The organism is Mumia zhuanghuii (genome assembly GCF_042681565.1).
Taxonomy (GTDB): domain Bacteria; phylum Actinomycetota; class Actinomycetes; order Propionibacteriales; family Nocardioidaceae; genus Mumia.
In genome coordinates this window covers 484,324-503,515 of sequence record NZ_JBHUFT010000001.1, presented here as the reverse complement: position 1 = coordinate 503,515, position 19,192 = coordinate 484,324, and the positions used below count along the sequence as shown (strand labels likewise).

At 71.4% G+C, this 19,192-nt stretch carries 16 protein-coding genes; 2 read left to right on the top strand and 14 right to left on the bottom strand.

Going from position 1 to position 19,192, the window contains the following annotated elements; genetic code table 11:
* Nucleotides 1-2: 2 nt before the first annotated feature.
* From ACFSDF_RS02440 to ACFSDF_RS02395, 10 genes are all read right to left on the bottom strand, one after another.
* Nucleotides 3-662 (bottom strand): response regulator, encoded by a 660-nt coding sequence (locus ACFSDF_RS02440; RefSeq protein WP_167001184.1) that lies wholly within the window; start codon nucleotides 660-662, stop codon nucleotides 3-5.
* Nucleotides 659-2,644, bottom strand: coding sequence for a sensor histidine kinase (locus ACFSDF_RS02435; protein WP_377155989.1), 1,986 nt, complete (start codon nucleotides 2,642-2,644; stop codon nucleotides 659-661). Before ACFSDF_RS02435 ends, ACFSDF_RS02440 begins: the two co-directional genes overlap by 4 nt.
* Before the next feature lie 83 nt (nucleotides 2,645-2,727).
* Nucleotides 2,728-3,447 carry a hypothetical protein gene (locus ACFSDF_RS02430; protein ID WP_208322231.1) on the bottom strand — a complete coding sequence of 240 codons (720 nt, stop codon included), beginning with the start codon at nucleotides 3,445-3,447 and terminating at the stop codon, nucleotides 2,728-2,730.
* Between the two features lie 95 nt (nucleotides 3,448-3,542).
* Nucleotides 3,543-4,100, bottom strand: a complete 558-nt coding sequence (locus ACFSDF_RS02425) for a DUF1707 SHOCT-like domain-containing protein (RefSeq protein ID WP_167001180.1) — start codon at nucleotides 4,098-4,100, stop codon at nucleotides 3,543-3,545.
* Between the two features lie 24 nt (nucleotides 4,101-4,124).
* Nucleotides 4,125-5,528, bottom strand: a complete 1,404-nt coding sequence (locus ACFSDF_RS02420) for an FAD-binding oxidoreductase (RefSeq protein ID WP_167001178.1) — start codon at nucleotides 5,526-5,528, stop codon at nucleotides 4,125-4,127.
* A 49-nt stretch (nucleotides 5,529-5,577) separates the two neighbouring features.
* Nucleotides 5,578-8,196 carry an ATP-binding protein gene (locus ACFSDF_RS02415; RefSeq protein ID WP_377155986.1) on the bottom strand — a complete coding sequence of 873 codons (2,619 nt, stop codon included), beginning with the start codon at nucleotides 8,194-8,196 and terminating at the stop codon, nucleotides 5,578-5,580.
* Between the two features lie 33 nt (nucleotides 8,197-8,229).
* Nucleotides 8,230-8,742, bottom strand: coding sequence for a GNAT family N-acetyltransferase (locus ACFSDF_RS02410; protein WP_377155984.1), 513 nt, complete (start codon nucleotides 8,740-8,742; stop codon nucleotides 8,230-8,232).
* A gap of 1 nt (nucleotide 8,743) precedes the next feature.
* Nucleotides 8,744-9,781: an aspartate-semialdehyde dehydrogenase gene (locus ACFSDF_RS02405; RefSeq protein WP_167001174.1), complete on the bottom strand. Its 1,038-nt coding sequence runs from the start codon at nucleotides 9,779-9,781 to the stop codon at nucleotides 8,744-8,746.
* 24 nt (nucleotides 9,782-9,805) lie between these two features.
* Entirely contained in the window at nucleotides 9,806-11,107 is a 1,302-nt protein-coding gene (locus ACFSDF_RS02400) for an aspartate kinase (protein WP_167001172.1), read from the bottom strand.
* 221 nt (nucleotides 11,108-11,328) lie between these two features.
* The gene (locus ACFSDF_RS02395) at nucleotides 11,329-12,108 is read right to left on the bottom strand and encodes a TetR/AcrR family transcriptional regulator (protein ID WP_377155981.1); all 780 of its coding nucleotides are present in this window, start codon (nucleotides 12,106-12,108) and stop codon (nucleotides 11,329-11,331) included.
* A gap of 83 nt (nucleotides 12,109-12,191) precedes the next feature.
* Here ACFSDF_RS02395 and ACFSDF_RS02390 point away from each other — a divergent pair, with 83 nt between their 5' ends.
* Nucleotides 12,192-13,133, top strand: a complete 942-nt coding sequence (locus ACFSDF_RS02390) for an ATP-binding cassette domain-containing protein (protein ID WP_377155979.1) — start codon at nucleotides 12,192-12,194, stop codon at nucleotides 13,131-13,133.
* Entirely contained in the window at nucleotides 13,130-13,918 is a 789-nt protein-coding gene (locus ACFSDF_RS02385) for an ABC transporter permease (RefSeq protein WP_377155977.1), read from the top strand. The genes ACFSDF_RS02390 and ACFSDF_RS02385 overlap by 4 nt, the downstream gene beginning before the upstream one ends.
* 110 nt (nucleotides 13,919-14,028) lie before the next feature.
* On the opposite strand, the gene ACFSDF_RS02380 is transcribed toward ACFSDF_RS02385, so the two are convergent.
* From ACFSDF_RS02380 to ACFSDF_RS02365, 4 genes are all read right to left on the bottom strand, one after another.
* Nucleotides 14,029-16,041: an MDR family MFS transporter gene (locus ACFSDF_RS02380; RefSeq protein WP_167001167.1), complete on the bottom strand. Its 2,013-nt coding sequence runs from the start codon at nucleotides 16,039-16,041 to the stop codon at nucleotides 14,029-14,031.
* 82 nt (nucleotides 16,042-16,123) lie between these two features.
* Nucleotides 16,124-16,372: a LapA family protein gene (locus ACFSDF_RS02375; RefSeq protein ID WP_208322229.1), complete on the bottom strand. Its 249-nt coding sequence runs from the start codon at nucleotides 16,370-16,372 to the stop codon at nucleotides 16,124-16,126.
* 54 nt (nucleotides 16,373-16,426) lie between these two features.
* A complete protein-coding gene (locus ACFSDF_RS02370; RefSeq protein ID WP_377155975.1) occupies nucleotides 16,427-18,499 on the bottom strand; it encodes a prolyl oligopeptidase family serine peptidase in 2,073 nt (690 codons plus the stop codon).
* Nucleotides 18,500-18,610: 111 nt separating this feature from the next.
* Nucleotides 18,611-19,180: a DUF5063 domain-containing protein gene (locus tag ACFSDF_RS02365; RefSeq protein ID WP_167249364.1), complete on the bottom strand. Its 570-nt coding sequence runs from the start codon at nucleotides 19,178-19,180 to the stop codon at nucleotides 18,611-18,613.
* Nucleotides 19,181-19,192: the final 12 nt, after the last annotated feature.

Sequence of the window (19,192 nt, the reverse complement as noted above, 5' to 3'; positions counted from 1 at the left end):
CGTCAGACCCCGGCGCCGAGCCCCGCGTCGCGTGCCGCCGCCACCGCACCGGCGCGATCGCGCACGCCGAGCTTCGTGAGCAGGTGGGAGACGTGGTTGCGCACCGTCTTCTCGCTGAGCGTCAGCGCCCGCGCGATCGCTGCGTTGCCCATGCCGCGCGCGACGAGGTCGAGCACCTCGAGCTCGCGGTCGGTCAGCTCGGGGAACGGCCTCGGACCACCTGAGGCCCCGCCCGGGGTGGACGCCACGTACGACAGGGCACGCTCGGCGACACCTTGGCCCATGATGAGGTCGCCGAGCGCCACCGAGCGTACGGCCCTCTCGAGCTGCTCGGGCGCCGCCGACTTCAGCAGATAGCCCCGCGCACCCGCACGCATCGCGGCCAGGACGGAGACGTCGTCCTCGTGCATGGTGACGACGAGGATCTTGAGGTCCGGGTACGTCGCGAGGAGCTCGCGGGTGAGCACGACGCCCGACTCCCCGGCGAGATCGAGGTCCATGAGGACGACATCGACTTCGGCGTCGATCACCTCGCGTGCCTGCGCCGGCCCGTCGGCCTGCCCGACGAGGTCGAGCCCGTCGAGCGAGCGGAGCAGCCCGGCCATCCCCATCCGGAACACCGGGTGGTCGTCGACGACCACGACGCGGATCGGTGTGCTCATGCGACACCTCCGGCCGTCACCCCGGCGGGCTCCAGCGGGATCAGCGCGCTCACCCGCGTGCCGCGCGTCCCATGGGTGCCGACGACGACCTCGCCGCCGAGCTCGCTGGCCCGCTCGGCCATCGCACGGAGGCCAACGCCTTCGCGTGCTCCGGGCGCGAGGCCGGCCCCGTCGTCGGTGCACTCGACGCGAAGCACCCCGTGGTGGTCGACCTCGACGGTGACCGCGCAGGTGTCCACCCCGCTGTGCTTGGTCGCGTTGGTCACCGACTCGCTCACGATCGCGTACGCGGCGGCGGCCACCGGGGCGGAGAGCGTGGGCAACGGCGCGCACCGTAGCCGTACGCGCATGCCCGTCTGCTCCCAGCGCGCCGCCAGCTCCTGCAGCGCCGCCGCGAGCCCGAGCTGCTCGATCGCCGGCGGGAGGAGGCTGTGGGAGAGCGTACGGACGTCGGCGATGCGCTGGTCGAGCTCGCCGCTGAGACTGTCGAGCAGCGACTCGGCGAGGTCTGGATCCGGGCGGACCGCGTTGCGGACACCCTGCATGCCGAGCCGCAGCCCCGCGAGCCACGGGCCGAGCCCGTCGTGGAGCTCGCGGCGGATGACCTTGCGCTCCTGCAGCCGCGCGTTGGTGAGCCGCTCACGCGCCGCATCGGCCTCGCGTAGCGCGAGGGTCAGCGCGAGGCCCGCGGCGAGGAGGTCGCTGAGGTCCTCGACGGCCTTGACCGTACGGGCTCCGAGCCACTCCCCAGGGGGAGCGGTCACAACCAGGACCCCGATCTCCTGACCGCGGTGGACCACCGGGAGCTCGAGCACGTTGGACGACGGGACCCCGTACGAGGCAACCGTCGCGCCACCGCTCGTCAGTGCCACCGACTGCAGCCGCATCGACGAGGCGAGCTGCGCGACGAGCACGTCGAGCAGTGCACGCTCGTCGTCGCTGGCGAAGCCCGCACCCATCGCGCTCACCGCGCGGTGCGGCTCCAGCGCCTCGCCGTAGACGAGCGAGCCGACCCGGCGGCCCGCCCACTGCCGCAGGAACGGCGCCGCCAGCACGACCACGACCGCGGCCGCGACCTGGCTGGTCTGGGTGTCACCGACCGCCTCCTGCACGCCGAGCACCGCGACGACGTACGCGCCGACGAGCAGCACGGCGAGGATGCCGGCGACCAGCGCGCGGCTCACCGCGAGGTCGATGCCCCACAGCTGCTGGCGCAGGACCACGACGAGGATCGCGCCCGAGAACAGCACCTGGCACACCAGGTGCAGGACGGCCATCGTCCACGGCGGGATCGCGTACCAGAGCAGCGGCACGAACGAGAGCGCCATCACCGCGACGCCGAGGGTGAGCCAGCCGAGCGCGACCCGGTCGCGGACGACGGGCTCATGCCGGGCCCGCCAGGCGACCGCTGAGGCGGTGATCAGTCCGAGGACGACCACCACGCCGAGCAGCACCCGCGGGTCGGACATCGGGAACACCATCCGCTCCACCGTCAGCGCCAGGGTGGTGACGACACCTAGCGCGAGGCCGACCCGCGACCACGGCCCGAGCGCGCGGTCGCGCATCAGCCACGGCACGACGATGAAGAGCGCGATCGTGCCCGGGACCCACGCCCAGCTGAACCACGACTCGACGGCACTGACCTGAGGCCACCCCCACACCGCCTCCGCGCCACGGTAGGCGCCACCGAAGGCCGCCATGCCGCCACCGATCGCGGCCACCGCCAAGAGCCAGGCGACCGGGTGCTGCCGCCGCGTCAGCAGCACCCCCGCGACCGCTCCGTACACGAGCGCGACGCTGGCGTCGACGAAGAGGAACAGCGAGTCGGCCCCGATCCTCGGGGTGGTGAGCGCATAGACGACGATCGCGCTGATGCCGAGCATCCACGCCGCGAGGACCACCACGCGGGCGGTCCGCGGGGCACCGTCTGCGGGTGTCGGAGCGGGGTCCGGCAGGGCGGCGGGCGCCACGAGATCGCTCATGATCTCCCGACGATAGGGGAACGAGCCCACCCCCGTTGCTGCTTTACGCGAGCTCGTTCCCCCGTGCTGCCCCGCCGTCCAGGTCATGCTGCGGCGTTCCGGTACGCCTTGTCGCCGACGGTGAACCCGATCGCGGTGACGAGCAGCCAGATCGGCCCGAGGAAGCCGGCCATGTACTGGAGCGGCGAGATGCCGAGCAGGAGCGTGAGCCCACCGAGGGTCAGGCCGACGATGCCGATCCAGCGCGGGGCGGCCTTGTGCTTGAGCGCGGCGATCGCGAGCACGACGCCCGTGAGTCCGGCGCCGACCCACAGCCACGGGATCGTCGCGATCCAGTGGTTGTAGAACGCGATGGTCTCCGGCACGTCCTTCTCGACGACGTCTGCGGCGAAGAGGAACTCGGTGTCCAGACCGGATCCGAGCAGGTTCGCGACGGCGGTCAGGCCGATGCCCGCGGCGGCGACGCCCCCGAGGAGGCTCCCGACCGGCAGCGTGGCGTTGAGCCGACGGGCCAGGCCGAGCGCGAAGACGACGAGCGCGATCATGCCGGTCACCATCGCGACGTGCATGACGATCAGCTGCGCCTGGGCCTCGCGGAGACGACCCGCGATCGCGGTGGGATCGGAGTAGTCGAGGTCCGGGTCCCACAGCCCGAGCGAAACCACGATCGTCACGAGGCCGAGGAGGGCCGCGATGATGCCAGTGACCGCCCAGCCCCGCGTACGGGCCGGCGCCGCGACGTGCTCGGCTCGTGCCGGCGGGTCGGCGAGGAAGACCTCGCCCATCGATGTCGGATCCTTCATGTCAGTGCCCTTCTGGTCGTTGATGACCAGAGCACTGTCGCCGTCCTGACGTCCCGGGCCCCAGAGGCCGGTGTCCCGACCTGTCGGGAGATCGGTCAGGACTCGGGCAGCTGCTTGCGCTGCTCCTTGCGGTCGCGCTTCTCGAGCTTCTCGCGCTCCTTGCCGAGGTACTTATCACGGCTGAACGTCTTGTCGATCGCGTCGGCGAACGTCACCGCGGCCACGATCAACGGCCACGGGAAGTGCGGGTTCCACCCGCCGGCCAGGCTGATCGCACCCCAGATGCCGACGCAGATCAGCGTGATCGTGACGGCCTCGACCCACGCGTCGCGGCGCTTGCGCTCGTACGCGGCGACGGCGCGCCGCTCGAGGTCGCCCGCGGGCGCACGGCGTACGGGAGGAGCGGCCGCACCGCTGGTCGGGACGAGATCCTGCAGCAGCGGCAGGAACTCGCCATACGTCCGGACCCGTACGGCGGCGTCGCTGCGCTCGTCGTACTCCAGACGATCGAGCCGCCCGTCCGAGAACGCCTCGCCCAGCACGTCCGCGAGCACGGCGCGGTCGGCGTCGCCGGCGCGCAGCGCTGTCGCGGACGGGTCACGAGGATCGCGGGTGAACCGGGTCCAGACCTGGGACGGATCGAGCGAACTCACCGTCCGATCGTTCCACACTCCCGGTCAGGCACTGCTCCCCGTGCTCGGTGGCACGTTCTTGTTGAGGCAGAACACGTTGCCCGGGTCGTACCGGTCCTTCACCGCGATGAGCCGGTCGAAGTTGTCGCGATAGCTCTCCCGCACCCGGTCGGGCCCCTCGTCGTCCTGCAGCATGTTGACGTACGCGCCGCCGGCGGAGTGCGGGTGGAGCGCGTCGTGGTAGCCGCGGGTCCACGTCCGAACCTCCTCGAACCCCTCCGGCGAGGGGTCGACGCCCACGATCACCTGGGCATACTTCGCCTGCCGGTGGCTGAAGGCGGTGTCGTGACGTCCGACCCTGCCGGCAGCGCCGTTGATCGGATACAGGTGCATCGACGACTTCGGCGTCGGGAGGGTGGGCCCGTGCGTGACGTGCACGTCGATCGCGTCGTCACCGAGGTCGTCGACGAAGTCAGCGCGCCAGTACCACTGGTCACCCGAGGGATAGAGCGCGTCGAACGCGCTCTGCAGCGCGGGGTACGGCATCGGGCCGACCCCGTCCATCACGGGCCCCATGGCCCGGAAGGGTGCGAGCGCCTTCTCGACGCGGTCGGCCGGTGCGTTGATGCACCACACCAGGGCCGCGACGACCTGCCCCTGGAGCGCAGCCGGGAACGGGTCGACGGCCGGTACGGTCACGAACCCGAACCAGCAGGTGACGTCGTCAGGTGCGTCCTCGAGGTAGTCGTCCCACGCCCGCATCACCTCGGCCACGCGGTCGAGCGAGAAGAACATCGGCCCGCCGACGATGTCGCCGACGGGGTGGGCACGGAACGTGAAGGAAGTGACCGCACCGAAGTTGCCGCCACCTCCGCGCAGCGCCCAGAACAGGTCGGGGTGCCGGTCGGCGTCGGCGGTTACGAAGGTTCCGTCGGCGAGGACGACGTCGGCGGACAGGAGGCTGTCGATCGTGAGTCCGAACTCACGGGCCAGGTAGCCGATCCCGCCGCCGAGCGTGAGTCCGCCGACGCCCGTGGTGGAGATGATCCCGCTGGGCACGGCGAGGCCGAAGGGGTGCGTCGCGTGATCGACGTCGCCCCAGGTGGCCCCGCCCTCGACGCGGACGACCCGTTCGGACGGATCCACGTGGACCGCGCGCATCCGCGACAGATCGACGACGAAGGCGTCGTCGCCTACGCCGAGCCCGCCGGCGTTGTGCCCGCCTCCCCGTACGGCGACGGGAAGGCCGAGCTCGCGTGCGGTCTGGACGGCGGCGATGACGTCGGCCACGTCCGTGGCGCGCGCGATCAGGCGCGGGTGGCGGTCGATGCTCCCGTTGTAGACGGCGCGGGCGTCGTCGTACGCGGCGTCCCCGGGCTCGATGAGCTCGCCCCGGAACCCGGGGACGTCGATCCGTTCGCTGTGCTGTGGTGCGGTGGTAGTGGTCATGGAGACGACGCTAGGAAGATCGGCGGGCGGCGGCGTCGGGGCGGACCACCTACGTTTGCCGCCCGGTCCCCCCACGTTCGTGGTCGGCGACGCCCAGGAGACGGCCCTGTTCGGCCGCCTCGCGCCGGCTCGCCACGCCGAGCTTGGCCAGGACGGCACTGACGTGGTGCTCCACCGTCTTGGGCGACACGACGAGTCTTTCGGCGATCACGGAGTTGGACGCCCCGGCGACGAGGAGCGACAGGACCTCGAGCTGGCGGTCGGTGAGCCCTGACGGGTTGCTCCGGGTGCTCGCCCGCCTGCCTCGCGGCGCCGAGGCGACCCCGAGGTCGCGCAGCCGGGTCCGAGCGACCCGCAGTCCGGTGACGGCACCGAGCCGGTCCAGCACGGACGCCGCATCGCGGACCGCGTCGACGTCGTCGGAGGCCAGGACCGCGAGCGCAGCCGAGTAGGGCTCTCCCAGCTCCTTCCACGCCCGCGCGGCTCCCCGCGGGTCGCCGTCGATCTCGAGCCGGAACGGCGTCGCGCACTCCTCAGGAGCGCGCTCGAGGAGGCCGGAGCGGAAGCGCCAGACGGCGAGCTCGCCCACGTCCCACGGCGTCCCGACCTCGAGGGCGAGCGGGTACGTCGTCGCGGTCGCCTCGTCGACCCGCTGGTGGTCTCCAGCCAGCCACGCCGCTTCCGCACGGGCGCACGCGATCGGCCGCAGCCGCTGGAGCTCCGCCGAGGTGGTCGCACGGGCCCAGGCGCGGTCCAGAAGCGCCTCCGCCTGCGGCTCGCCGCGCCGGATGGCGAGCAGCGCCTCCGCCTCGAGCGAGGGCACCAGTGCGGTCTCGACACGGGCGACGTCGGCGTCGGCGTCGCCCCACGCACCGGTGGCCAGATCGACCAGCGCGCGCATCGCGTACAGGTAGTCCGAGAAGTTGGAGAGCTCGTTCGTCCGGGCGACCACGAGGGCCTCGTCGATGATCGCGCTCGCCCGGGCGTACAGCCGCTCGTCCTTCAGGTTCCAGGCGACGTTCACCAGCGCCCGGCAGGTCTCCTCGTACATCCCGAGCTCGGCGGCGTCGCGGGCCGCCTGCCGGAGCATGTCGATCCCACCCTCGAGGTCGACGCGACCGAGCGTCGTGCCGATGTTGATCCGCGCGGTGGCCACGACCTCGCGGTCGTCGTGCGCGGACCCGATCGCGAGCGCGCGCTCGCCGTACGCGATGGCGTCCTCGTCCCGCTGGGCCAGCATCGCGAGCTGGGAGAGGTTGTTGAGGGCTTTGGTGTGCTCGCGGGAGTCGGGCAGGCCGTCGAGCACGTCCATCGCCTCGCGACCCGCCCGTTCGGCTCCCGGCCGGTCTCCGGCCCACCAACGGATCCGCGAGAGCCACCGCAGGGTGTCCGACGAGCGGAGCGGGTCACCGAGCTTCTCCCGTACGCGGGCGGCCTCCTCGCGCGCGCTGACCGCGTGCTCGGCCCGACCGGCAGTGTAGGCCTCGAACGAGAGCAGGTCGAGCGCGTCGGCGCGGGCCCGCGGAGGAAGGAGGTGTCCGTGCTCCAGGGCGCGGGCGAGCAGCTCCACGGACTCCCGGTGGGACCGGGCGCGCGCGGCTCGCTGGCCCGCCGCGAGCCCGTGACGCAGGACCGCGTCCGCGTCGCCTGCGATCCAGGCGTGGTGCGCGAGCCGGGCGTCGGAGGCGCCACGCGCGGCCAGCTCGTGCAGCACGAGGCGGTTGAGGTCACGGCGGCGCTGGCCGGCTAGCTCCGCCTCGACGGCCCACCGTGCGAGCTCGTGCTGGTAGCGCACGGAGGCGCCGTCGACGACCAGGAGACCGTGGCGCTCGCCGTCGGCGACGTCGGCGCGGTCCCCGAGGCAGGCCTCGACCAGCCACCCCTCCGTCCGACCTGGGACGACGCTGACCAGCTCAGCGGTAGCGCGGCCGGCCTCCGAGAGGCGGGCGAACCGGCCGAGGACGGCGTCGCGGACGCTGGCAGGGACGCGGCCCGTCCCGCCCGAGACCACCTCGGTGACGAAGAACGGATTCCCGCCGGTGAGGGCGTGCACCGCGCCGGCGTCGGACTGCGCTCCCGTCAGCTGACCGACGGCCTCCACCGTCAGCGGCGCGAGAACGACGCGGTGCGCGCGCGACGAAGGGATCGCCGCCAGGGATCGACGCAGCGGATGGTCCGCCGCGACCTCGTCGTCGCGGAACGTGAGCAGCAGAAGCAGTGGGAGCTCCTCGATCCGACGCGCGAGGACGGTGATGACGTCGAGCGTCGCCTCATCGGCCCAGTGCACGTCTTCGAGCACGCACACGGTCGGTTCCTCGCGCGCCGCCGCGAGGACGGCGGTGGGGGCATCGGCGCCGGCGGCCAGCGCGTCGGCGAGGTCGGGCTCCGCCTCGGCGAGCTCCAGGACCGCACCGAGCGGGCGGGGGACGACCAGGTCGTCGGACGAGCCGACGAGCAGGCGGACGTCACGCCGCGGCGTACGAGCGGGGGCCGTGCCGGATGCCTTACGCGCGGGGTCGACCGTCTCGGCGAGGAACCACCGCACCAGGCTGGTCTTGCCGATGCCGGCCTCGCCCTGGACGAGGACAACGCTCCCGTGCCCGTGCCGCAGATCCTCGTACGCCGTCTGCAGCTCGGCCAGGGCGCTGCCGCGCTCCAGCAGTCGCATCGACCCAGTCTCGCTCAGGCCGAGCGCCGCGCCCTAGAAGTTTGCGGCCCGCACCGGCAGGACGAACCGGTATGCCTCGTACGCCGGGCCGTCCGCGCCGAACCAGCGCACCTTGTACGACCCGAGCGGAGACCAGCCCCGGCGCTCGTACAGCCTGCGGGCCGCCTCGTTGTGGGCGACGACCTCGAGCGCGAGCCCGAGGCTGCGGCCCCCGGCGTACGTCTCGACAGTGTCGAGCAGTGCGGCGGCCGCGCCCGTCCCGCGCGACCGGGGCGCGACGAAGAACCGGGACAACGTGACGGCGTCGACGCCCGGCCCGCCCAGCGCCGTACGGGACACCGCATCGGCGCCGGTCGTCAGCGCCGCCTGGCCCACGACCTCGTCGTCGACCTCCGCGACCCACGCCGGGCCGTCCGGCTCGGTCAGCCAGCCGGGCTCGACGTGGGTGCCGACGATCGGATATCGGTCGTGCTCGTGGACCTCCGCGAGGACGGCGACCAGGGTCGGGACGTCCTCGGGACGCCGCTCGCGGACGAGGGGTGCCACGTCAGCGGGCAGCGATGAGCTCGGCGATCTGGATGGTGTTGAGCGCCGCGCCCTTGCGGAGGTTGTCGTTGCTCACGAAGAGCACGAGCCCGCGGTTGCCGTCGACGCTGGAGTCCTGGCGGATCCGGCCGACCAGGCTCGGGTCGGCACCGGCGGCCTGCAGCGGCGTCGGCACGTCGACCAGCTGCACCCCGGGAGCGGACGCGAGGATCTCGCGGGCGCGGTCGGGCGTGATCGCGTTTGCGAACTCGACGTTGAGCGAGAGCGAGTGGCCCGTGAACACCGGGACGCGCACGCAGGTGCCGGAGACGCGCAGCTCGGGGAGGCCGAGGATCTTGCGCGACTCGTTGCGGAGCTTTTGCTCCTCGTCGGTCTCGAACGAGCCGTCGTCGACGATCGAGCCCGCCATCGGGAGCACGTTGAAGGCGATCGGGGCGACGTACTTCTGGGGCTCAGGGAAGTCGACCGCGCCACCGTCGTGCGTGAGGGCGCGAGCGCCGGCGACGACCTTCTCGGCCTGGGTCGCGAGCTCCTCGACGCCGTCGAGGCCGGAGCCCGAGACCGCCTGGTAGGTGCTGGCGACGACACGGACGAGACCCGCCTCGTCGTGCAGCGGCTTGAGCACCGGCATCGCGGCCATCGTCGTGCAATTGGGGTTGGCGATGATGCCCTTGACGGCGTTCGCGATGTCACCCGGGTTGACCTCGGAGACGACCAGCGGGACCTCGGGGTCCTTGCGCCATGCGGACGAGTTGTCGATCACCGTGACGCCTGCCGCGGCGAAACGCGGCGCCTGGACGCGCGACATCGTGGCTCCGGCGGAGAACACCGCGACGTCCAGGCCCGTCGGGTCGGCGGTCGCCGCGTCCTCGACGACGACGTCACGCCCCGCGAAGCGCAGCGTCTTGCCGGCCGAGCGCGGGGAGGCGAAGAAGCGGATCTCGGCGATCGGGAAGGCACGCTCCTCCAGGAGCGTGCGCATGACGGCGCCGACCTGTCCGGTCGCGCCGACGACGCCGATCTTCAGCCCGTTGGCCATGGTGTCTCTCCTTGTTGCGTTCGGTCAGCGGCCGGTGCCGCCGTAGATGACGGCCTCGACCTCGTCGGAGTCCAGGTCGAACGCGTGGTGCGCAGCACTCACCGCATCATCGATCTGCTGCTCGTTGACGACAACCGAGATTCTGATCTCGGAGGTCGAGATCATCTCGATGTTGACGCCAGCGTCGGCGATCGCCTTGAAGAACTTCGCGGAGATGCCGGGGTTGGTGCGCATCCCGGCTCCGACGAGCGAGATCTTGCCGACGCCGTCGTCGTACTGCAGCTGGGCGTAGCCGACCTCGTCCTTGAGCCGCGCCAGCGCCGTCATCGCCGTCTGCCCGTCGGCACGCGGGAGCGTGAACGAGATGTCGGTCAGCCCGGTCGAGGCCGCGGAGACGTTCTGGACGATCATGTCCAGGTTGATCTGGGCGTCGGCGAGCGTCTCGAAGATGCGGGCGGCCTCGCCGACCTTGTCGGGGACCCCGACCACGGTGATCTTGGCCTCGCTGCGGTCGTGCGCAACGCCGGAGATGATTGCTTGCTCCATCACGGGGGCCTCCCCCTCACCTTCATTCAGCAGTTCGTTGATCCGCTCCGCGCTCAGCACCCAGGTGCCCTCCTTGGTGGAGAACGACGAGCGGACGTGGATCGGCATGTTGTTGCGCCGCGCGTACTCGACACAGCGCAGGTGAAGGACCTTAGCGCCGTTGGCCGCCATCTCCAGCGTCTCTTCGTACGAGATGACGGGGATGCGGCGTGCGGTCGGGACGATCCGAGGGTCGGCGGTGAAGATCCCGTCGACGTCGGTGTAGATCTCGCAGACCTCGGCCTCGAGGGCGGCCGCGAGCGCGACGGCGGTCGTGTCGGACCCGCCGCGGCCGAGCGTGGTGATGTCCTTGCTCTCGTGAGAGACACCCTGGAAGCCGGCGACGATCGCGACGGCGTCCTCCTCGATCGCCTTGCGGATGCGACCCGGTGTGACGTCGATGATCTTGGCCTTGCCGTGGCTCGAGTCGGTGATCACGCCGGCCTGTGAGCCCGTGAACGACTGTGCCTGCTGGCCGAGGTTGCCGATCGCCATCGCGAGGAGCGCCATGGCGATCCGCTCGCCGGAGGTCAGGAGCATGTCGAGCTCGCGGCCGTCCGGCAGCGGTGAGACCTCGTGGGCGAGGTCGAGGAGCTCGTCCGTCGTGTCACCCATGGCGGACACGACCACGACGACGTCGTGGCCGGCCTTCTTGGTGGCGACGATGCGCTGCGCGACGCGCTTGATGCTGGCGGCGTCGGACACCGACGAGCCGCCGTACTTCTGGACGACAATGCCCACGGAGGTTCCTCGTATGGCTCGGTTGCAGGTGGCAGGACGCCACGCTGCGCCCAGATCAGTCTAACGGCGCGCCCCACAGCACCCGGGCGCGTCTCGGGTTGCGGGCCGATCGCCGAGGAAGGCAACGATGCTCACCGGTACGGCTTACACCGCGATGGTCCCCGTCCGCGACGGGGCCCGACGGGCCGCGGCGCGACGATGGACGGCGGGCATCCACGCGTTCACGGCGTCGCCTCACCGCCCGCACGGGCGATCGCCGCGGCGATGCCGTCGAGGAGGAGCTCCAGGCCGAAGTCGTAGCTCGCCCCGACCATCTCCTCATAACCTGGCTCACCGGCCGCAGGCATCGTCGGCGTGATCGCGGCCAGGCGGGCGAGGTGGGGATAGACCGCAGGGTCGGCGAGGAGGCCGATCACGTTCTCGAAGGCGACGACCGGCTTGCCCTCTGCACGCCTCCGCGCGGCCGCCGTCGCCTCCTCGTACGCCATCCGCGCCTCGGCCAGCGTGTATGCGCTGATCGCGCCGATCGCCTGGAGCTTGTCCACGTCGCTGAGCGGGGTGTCGGTCAGTGCATCGAGCCCGCGCTCGATCCAGGTGAAGGCGCTCGGCCCCATAGGCGGGTTGCTGATCGGCATCTGCGCGAGCCACGGGTGGGCCGTGAGCATGTCGCGCTGAAGGCTCGCCCACGAGCGCATCCGCTCGCGCCAGGTGTCGCCGGTGATCTCGACCACCTGGGCGACCGAGGCACTCTCGTTCCACATCAAGGAGAGCAGCTCCTCCTTGTTGGCGACGTGCCTGTAGAGCGCCATCGTCGAGAAGCCGAGCTGCTTGGCGACGCGCGCCATCGACACGGCCTCGAGCCCGTCCGCGTCGGCGATCTCGACAGCGGCGGCAACGATGGCGCTCGCGTCGAGCTCCGGGCGAGGCCCGCGGCGGCCGCTGGATCGACGTCCCCACAGCAAGGCGAGCTCGTCGGGGAGCTGCACCTCGTCCTCGGCCATGCCACCTCCTCGTCCTGCCTGTTCTCGGTGCAGCCACGATAGAGCCTTGCGCGAATCTGCGTATGCCGTATACGGTTTAGCGTATGACATACACAGTCGAAGTCGCCGACCTCACGAAGAGCTACGGATCCACCGAGGTCCTGCGCGGCGTCGACCTCGCGATCGCCCCGGGCACCGTGCACGGGCTCCTCGGCGCGAACGGCGCTGGCAAGACGACGCTGGTGCGCATCCTGGCGACGTTGATCGGGTACGACGGCGGCACCGCACGCGTCGCCGGCCACGACGTCTCCCGCGAGCCCCACTCCGTACGGGGCGCGATCAGCCTCACCGGTCAGTACGCCGCCGTCGACGAGCGGCTCACCGCCCGCGAGAACCTCACGATGGTGGCCCGACTGCGGCGCCTGTCCCGCATCGAGAGCGCCGCCCGCACCGACGAACTCCTCGCCCGCTTCGACCTGGGCACGATCGCCGACCGCCGGGCCACGACATTCTCCGGCGGCCAACGGCGCCGCCTCGACCTCGCGATGAGCATGGTCGTCCCCCCGACGCTGCTGTTCCTCGACGAGCCCACGACCGGGCTCGACCCACGCAGCCGCGACCAAGTCTGGGCGACCGTACGCGAGCTCGCCGACACCGGTGTCACGGTGCTCCTCACCACGCAGTACCTGGAGGAGGCCGACCAGCTCGCGGACCGCATCTCCGTCCTCGACGGCGGGCAGATCGTCGCGGCAGGCACGCCCGAGGAGCTCAAGACGCAGGTCGCCGGCGAGGTCGTCCGCCTGTCCTACGGCGACGGGGCCCGGTACGAGGCCGCGCGCGCCGCACTCCGTACGACCGAGGTCACCGCCGATCCCGTGCTCCTCACCCTCGACGTCCCCAGCAACGGCACCCCCGACTCCCTGCGAGTGCTGCTCGACACGCTCGCAGCCGCGGACGCGTTGCCCCATCGGGTCGGCATGCACGCACCGAGCCTCGACGACGTCTTCCTCACCCTCACCGCACCGACCCTGGAGGCCCACCGATGAGCACCACCACGACCGCCACGAGGGCCCGGGTCACCGACACCGTCCTCGACTCGCGCGTGATGATCCGGCGCGGGCTGACCCGCTCGATGCGTGACCCCGAGGCGTTCTTCACCGCGCTCACGCTGCCGGTGGCGCTGATGCTGCTGTTCGTCTACGTGTTCGGGGGTGCGATGTCGACCGGCGGCTCGTACGTGGACTACGTGGTGCCGGGGATCATCCTGCTGTGCGCCGGCTTCGGGGCCGGGACGACAGCGGTGGCGGTCGCGGACGACATGACGAACGGCATCGTCGACCGGTTCCGCTCGATGCCGATCGCCGCGGGGTCCGTGGTCGTCGGCCACGTGGTGGCCAGCGTCGCCCGCAACGCGATCGCGACCACGCTCGTCATCGCCGTCGCGCTGCTGATCGGCTGGCGACCGAGCGCGGGCCCTCTCGAGTGGTTCGCCGCGATCGGCATCCTGGCCGCCTTCGTTCTCGCGATCTCGTGGCTCGCGGCGACGGTCGGTCTGCTCGCGCGCAGCAAGGATGCCGCCAACGCCTTCACGATGGTGCTCGCGTTCCTCCCCTACGTCAGCACCGCGTTCGTCCCGGCCGACACGCTGCCGGCGGCGCTGCGCGGGTTTGCTGAGCACCAGCCGATGACCCCGATCATCGAGACGCTGCGCGGACTGTGGATGGGCACCGAGATCGGCGACCAGGCGTGGTGGGCGCTCGGCTGGTGCACGCTGATCCTCGTGGCGTCGGCGGTGGCATCAGCGCGCCTCTTCCGCCGCCGCACCTCCTAACCGGGTCGGTTTCCGCGGCCCCCGGGTCGGTTTCCGCGGCCCCCGGGTCGGTTTCCGCGGCCCCCGGGTCGGTTTCGGCGGCCCCCGGGTCGGTTTCCACGGCCCCCGGGTCACCTTCCGCGGCCCGCCGTGGACCGATCGTCGGCGAGGAGCTGCTCGGTCAGCTCCTCGACCAGCTCCTCGACCTCGGGCTCGGGCCCCCACTCGTCGATGTAGTGCTGCAGACGCGCCCGCTCGTGCGCACGGATCCGCTCGGCCGCGGCGTGGCCGTCCGGTGTCGCCGTGACCGTGTCGCCGACGACGCTGACCAGACCGTGCGAGGCCAGCGACTCCGCGACGCGGCGTACGGTCTCGGGCGGGGCGTCGGCCCGCTGCGCCATGGTCGCGATCGACCGCGGCCCCTTGAGCGACGCGCGTGTGACCATCCAGCACTCCTCCGGCTCCAGCGCGAGATCGAGGTCGCGCACGAGGATCTCGTACGCCCGCAACGGGTCCTGCCGCCCGACCCGGCGCCACAGGATGAGGCGCAGCTCCTCTAGCGACGTCCGCCCCGAGGGCAGCGCGAACGACTCGCCCGTGGCCTCACCGGCGCCCGTACGTCCAGTGGACCGCCGCAGCCGGACCTCCGGGATGAACCACGTCAGGGCGAACGCGATCAGCGCGATCGGGACCGCTGCGAGGAACACGACGTGGATGGCGTTCGCGTACCCGTCGAGGAACCACGACTGCACCTCCGGCGGGCACCGCCTGATCGCGAGCGCGGACTCCTTCAGCGCATCACCGCTGCAGGCGCCGGTCGCCGTGGACGGGGTGTCCCGCGCGAGTGCGTTGCCCAGCGAGCTGGTGAGGACGGCGCCGAACGCGGCGACTCCGACCGAGCTGCCGATCGTACGGAAGAACGTCGCACCGGACGTGGCGGTGCCGAGGTCCCGGTATTCCACGGCGTTCTGGACGGCGAGCACGAGGACCTGCATCACCATGCCGAGACCCAGGCCGAGCACGAACATGCTCGCCGAGGACTGCAGCGTCGAGGTCTCGCGATCCATGAGCGAGAGGAGGTAGAGGCCGACGGCGGTGACCGCCGTCCCGACGATCGGGAAGACCTTGTAGCGACCCGTGTGCGAGATCAGCTGCCCGCTGCCGATCGAGGTCAGGAGCAGACCCAGCATCATCGGCAGCATCTCCAGCCCCGACTCGGTCGGGGTCGAGCCCTTGATCTGCTGGAGGTAGAGCGGCAGGTAGGTGATCGCGCCGAACATCGCGAAGCCGATGACGAACCCGACGCCAGAGGTCGTGGTGAAGACCCGGTTAGCGAAGAGCCGCAGCGGCAGCACCGGCTCCGGCGCGCGCTGCTCGACGAAGACGAACGCGACGAGGGCGACCACCGCGAGCACCACGCAGCCCCACACCTCCGGCGAGTTCCATCCCCACGTCGATCCGCCGAGGCTGGTGACCAGGACGATGGCGGTCGCGACCGTCCCGATCAGGACGATGCCGGCGTAGTCGATGTGCGCGTCGCGGTCCGGGCGGATGCGCGGCAGGACAGCGGTCACGACCACCAGGGCGACCGCGCCGAGCGGGAGGTTGATGTAGAAGACCCACTCCCACGACAGGTTGTCGACGAAGAATCCACCGAGCAGCGGCCCCGCCACGCTGGCTACCCCGAACACCGCCCCGAAGGCGCCTTGGTAGCGGCCACGCTCCCGTGGCGAGACGACGTCGCCGATGATCGCCTGCGACAGGACCATCAGCCCGCCGCCGCCGACACCCTGCAAGGCGCGCCACGCGACGAGCTGGCCCATCGTCTGCGACGTCCCGGCGAGCGCCGAGCCCGCCAGGAAGATCAGGATGCAGATGATGAACAGGCTCTTGCGTCCGTACAGGTCGCCGAGCTTGCCCCACAGCATCGTGGTGACGGTGGAGGCGAGCATGTACGCGGTGACGACCCACGAAAGGTGCTCGCCACCACCGAGGTCCTGCACGATCGTCGGCAACGCCGTCGACACGATGGTCTGGTCCAGCGCGGCGAGGAGCATCGCGAGCATCAGCCCGCCGAAGATCGTCCAGACCCGCGCCGACGGAAGGCTGTCGACATCCGCCGTCTCCGCCTCACGCTCCGCCATCGCACCCCCCGGTCCGCTCTACGGGCGATTGTCGGTCAGGGTGGGACAGGGCGCGCGTCGGAGCGTCGCGCGGTCGTACGGCTTAAGGCTTGCCGCGGCGGCCGCGCAGCGCCCAGCCGATCGCGATCCCGACGACGAGCACGAGTGCCAGCGTGAACCACAGCGGCGAGGTCCACTCGAGGAACAGGAAGCTGATCGTGGTGTCGTCGCGGTTCTGGAACACGAACACGATCGCCACCACCAGCAGCACGAGCGGGAGCCAGCGCTGCTTGAGGAACGTGAGCGCCTTCGCGCCGATTCCGTCGCGGGCCGGAGGCGGGGTCGTGGTCATGCTCGGCAGCGTACCGGCGTGACTTGCGACTGCGCGCGCAGTGACGCGCGGGCGTCAGGTGAGGCGGGACCAGAGGAACCGGTACGCCAGCGCCGACATGTGCGCCGCCTGCGCGTTGTTGGCTGCGCCGCCGTGACCGCCCTCGATGTTCTCGTAGTAGGTCACGTCCTTGCCCGCCTCGAGCATCTTCGCCGCCATCTTGCGCGCGTGCCCCGGGTGCACCCGGTCGTCGCGGGTCGAGGTCGTGAAGAGCACCGGCGGGTACGGCCGATCGGCGTCGAACAGGTGGTACGGCGAGAACGTCGCGAGGAACTCCCAGTCGCCCGAGTCGGGGTCGCCGTACTCCGCGATCCACGACGCGCCCGCGAGCAGCAGGTGGTAGCGCTGCATGTCGAGCAGCGGGACCTGGATGACGACGGCGCCGAACAGCTCGGGGTACTGCGTGAGCATGTTGCCGGTGAGCAGCCCGCCGTTCGAGCCGCCCATCGCTCCGAGGTGCTCCGGCGAGGTGATCTTGCGCTCGACGAGGTCGCGCGCCACCGCCGCGAAGTCCTCGTACGCGCGGTGCCGTTGGTCGCGCAGCGCCGCCTGGTGCCAGGTCGGACCGTACTCACCGCCGCCGCGGATGTTCGCCACGACGTACACGCCTCCGTCGGACAGCCAGGCGCGCCCGAGCCCGCCGGAGTACGCAGGCGTCAGCGAGATCTCGAACCCGCCGTAGCCGTAGAGCAGCGTCGGCGCCGTGCCGTCGTACGCGAGGTCGTCGGGGCGGACCACGAAGTACGGAACGCGCGTCCCGTCGGCTGAGGCCGCGAAGTGCTGCTCGACGACGAGGCCGTCGGCGTCGAAGTACGACGGCATCGACTTCAGCGGGACCGGCTTCGCGTTGACGCCGCGCGGCCCGAGATCGAGCAGGCTGAGCGTGGTCGGCGTCAGGTAGTCGGTCGTGTAGAGCCACACCGCGTCGTCGGCGTCGGCGTCGACCGGCCCGACCTGCAGCGTCCCGAGCTCGGGCACGTGACGCGCGTCGACGCGGTCCCACTCGCCGCCGGGCGCGGCCGGAGGCGTCAGGATCTCGAGTCGGCTGCGGACGTCGGTCATCACCTCGAGCACGAGGCGGTTCGCCGTGAACGCGTAGCCCGCCAGCGCGCTCGTCGGTGTCGGTTCGTACAGCACGGTGAAGTCGCGGGCGCCGTCAAGGAACGCCGCGAAGCTGATCGCGAGCAGCGACCCCGCCTCGTACGACCGCCCACCGACCTCCCAGTCGTCGCGCAGCTCGACGAGCATCTGGTCACGCTTCACGCTGGTCTCGGACGAGTCGGGGACGTCGAGCTTGGTGAGGGTCGAGCCTGTCCCTCCGCCGGTCGAGCCTGTCGAGACCAGGTATCGCTCCGACGTGTAGAACGACGTCGCGCGGACCACCCAGTCGCGCTCGAACCCCGGAGTCCGGTCGCGGAACGCACCGATCGACAGGTCCTCGTGAGCGCCCTCGAAGACGATCTCCGACTCCGTGAGCGGCTCGCCGCGTCGCCACCGGCGGGCGATGCGCGGGTAGCCGGACTCCGTCATCGAGCCCGGACCCGTGTCGGTCTCGACGAAGACCGTGTCTTCGTCGATCCAGCTGACGTCACCCTTAGCCTCGGGCCGTACGAAGCCGTCGGCGACCCACTCGCGCGTGTCCAGGTCGTACTCGCGCGTGACGTCGGCGTCGGACCCGCCGCGCGACAGTGAGATCAGCGCGCGGGTGAACGCGAGCGGCCCCGTACGAAGGACCGTCGCGCCGTGCCAGACCCAGTTCTCGTCCTCGGCGCCGGCGAGCGCGTCGAGGTCGAGCAGGACGTCCCACTCCGGGTCGTCGGTGCGGTACGACGCCAAGGTCGTACGCCGCCAGACGCCTCGTACGTGCTGCGCGTCGCGCCAGAAGTTGTAGTACCAGTCCCCGGCCTTGGCGATCGGCGGGATCTTGGCGTCCGAGTCCAGCACCTCGCGGATCTGCGCCTCGGTCGCACGGAACTCCTCGCTCGACTCCAGCGCGGTCGCCGTCTCGGCGTTGCGGGCGCGAACCCAGTCGAGCGCCTGGTCGCCGTCAACATCCTCGAGCCACAGGTACGGGTCGGTCTGCGTCATGCGTCGAGCCTAGGCGCACGCCGCTTGGGGTACCCCAGCAGAGCCGCACCGACCCGACTGTGCACAGTGGGGTCGGTGCACGTTCGCTCGGGTACCCGAGCGAACGGCCGGTCAGAGCGCGTCGGGCGGGGGTTCCTCGGGCGACATCGCAGGCGTCGCGCCGACGATGCGGTCGCGGGAGATGACCGACTGGAGCGCGCGCAGCGCCGACGTCGTCTCGCCGCCCCACGACGACAGGAACGAGAACTGCCACCACCACAGCGCCTCGATCGGACGACCGGCGCGCGCGTGCTGCATGCCGTGGGCGAGCGCGGCGGCAAGGGAGATGACGTCATCGGAGATCCGGTACGCCGCCGGCGCGGCCGGGTCGTCGTACGGGTCGAAGACCTCGACGTACGTGTCGAACCCGTCGAGCACCGAGGCCAGACGGACGCGGACGTCGTCGAGATCGATGTCGGGACCGATGTCCGGCTCGTAGCGGTCGGGTGGGACCAGGCGCGGCATCGCCGCCATCCGCGCCCCGATGGTGAGCGCGCGGCTCACCTCGACGAGAAGGCCCGCGACGACCTCCTCGGGATCGGTCATCCCGTCGAGCGAGCGCAGCCCCTCGAGCACGGCCTCGACGTCCTCGGCGAACGCGTTGCCCACCGCCGCCAGCTCGTCGTCCGTCGTCTCGCTCACCCGTGCCTCCGT

Excerpts from the sequence above, each read along its gene's own strand:
- ACFSDF_RS02440 (WP_167001184.1), bottom strand. The coding sequence starts at position 662 with ATGAGCACACCGATCCGCGTCGTGGTCGTCGACGACCACCCGGTGTTC.
- ACFSDF_RS02435 (WP_377155989.1), bottom strand. The coding sequence starts at position 2,644 with ATGAGCGATCTCGTGGCGCCCGCCGCCCTGCCGGACCCCGCTCCGACA.
- ACFSDF_RS02430 (WP_208322231.1), bottom strand. The coding sequence starts at position 3,447 with ATGAAGGATCCGACATCGATGGGCGAGGTCTTCCTCGCCGACCCGCCG.
- ACFSDF_RS02420 (WP_167001178.1), bottom strand. The coding sequence starts at position 5,528 with ATGACCACTACCACCGCACCACAGCACAGCGAACGGATCGACGTCCCC.
- ACFSDF_RS02415 (WP_377155986.1), bottom strand. The coding sequence starts at position 8,196 with ATGCGACTGCTGGAGCGCGGCAGCGCCCTGGCCGAGCTGCAGACGGCG.
- ACFSDF_RS02405 (WP_167001174.1), bottom strand. The coding sequence starts at position 9,781 with ATGGCCAACGGGCTGAAGATCGGCGTCGTCGGCGCGACCGGACAGGTC.
- ACFSDF_RS02395 (WP_377155981.1), bottom strand. The coding sequence starts at position 12,108 with ATGGCCGAGGACGAGGTGCAGCTCCCCGACGAGCTCGCCTTGCTGTGG.
- ACFSDF_RS02390 (WP_377155979.1), top strand. The coding sequence starts at position 12,192 with ATGACATACACAGTCGAAGTCGCCGACCTCACGAAGAGCTACGGATCC.
- ACFSDF_RS02385 (WP_377155977.1), top strand. The coding sequence starts at position 13,130 with ATGAGCACCACCACGACCGCCACGAGGGCCCGGGTCACCGACACCGTC.
- ACFSDF_RS02380 (WP_167001167.1), bottom strand. The coding sequence starts at position 16,041 with ATGGCGGAGCGTGAGGCGGAGACGGCGGATGTCGACAGCCTTCCGTCG.
- ACFSDF_RS02375 (WP_208322229.1), bottom strand. The coding sequence starts at position 16,372 with ATGACCACGACCCCGCCTCCGGCCCGCGACGGAATCGGCGCGAAGGCG.
- ACFSDF_RS02370 (WP_377155975.1), bottom strand. The coding sequence starts at position 18,499 with ATGACGCAGACCGACCCGTACCTGTGGCTCGAGGATGTTGACGGCGAC.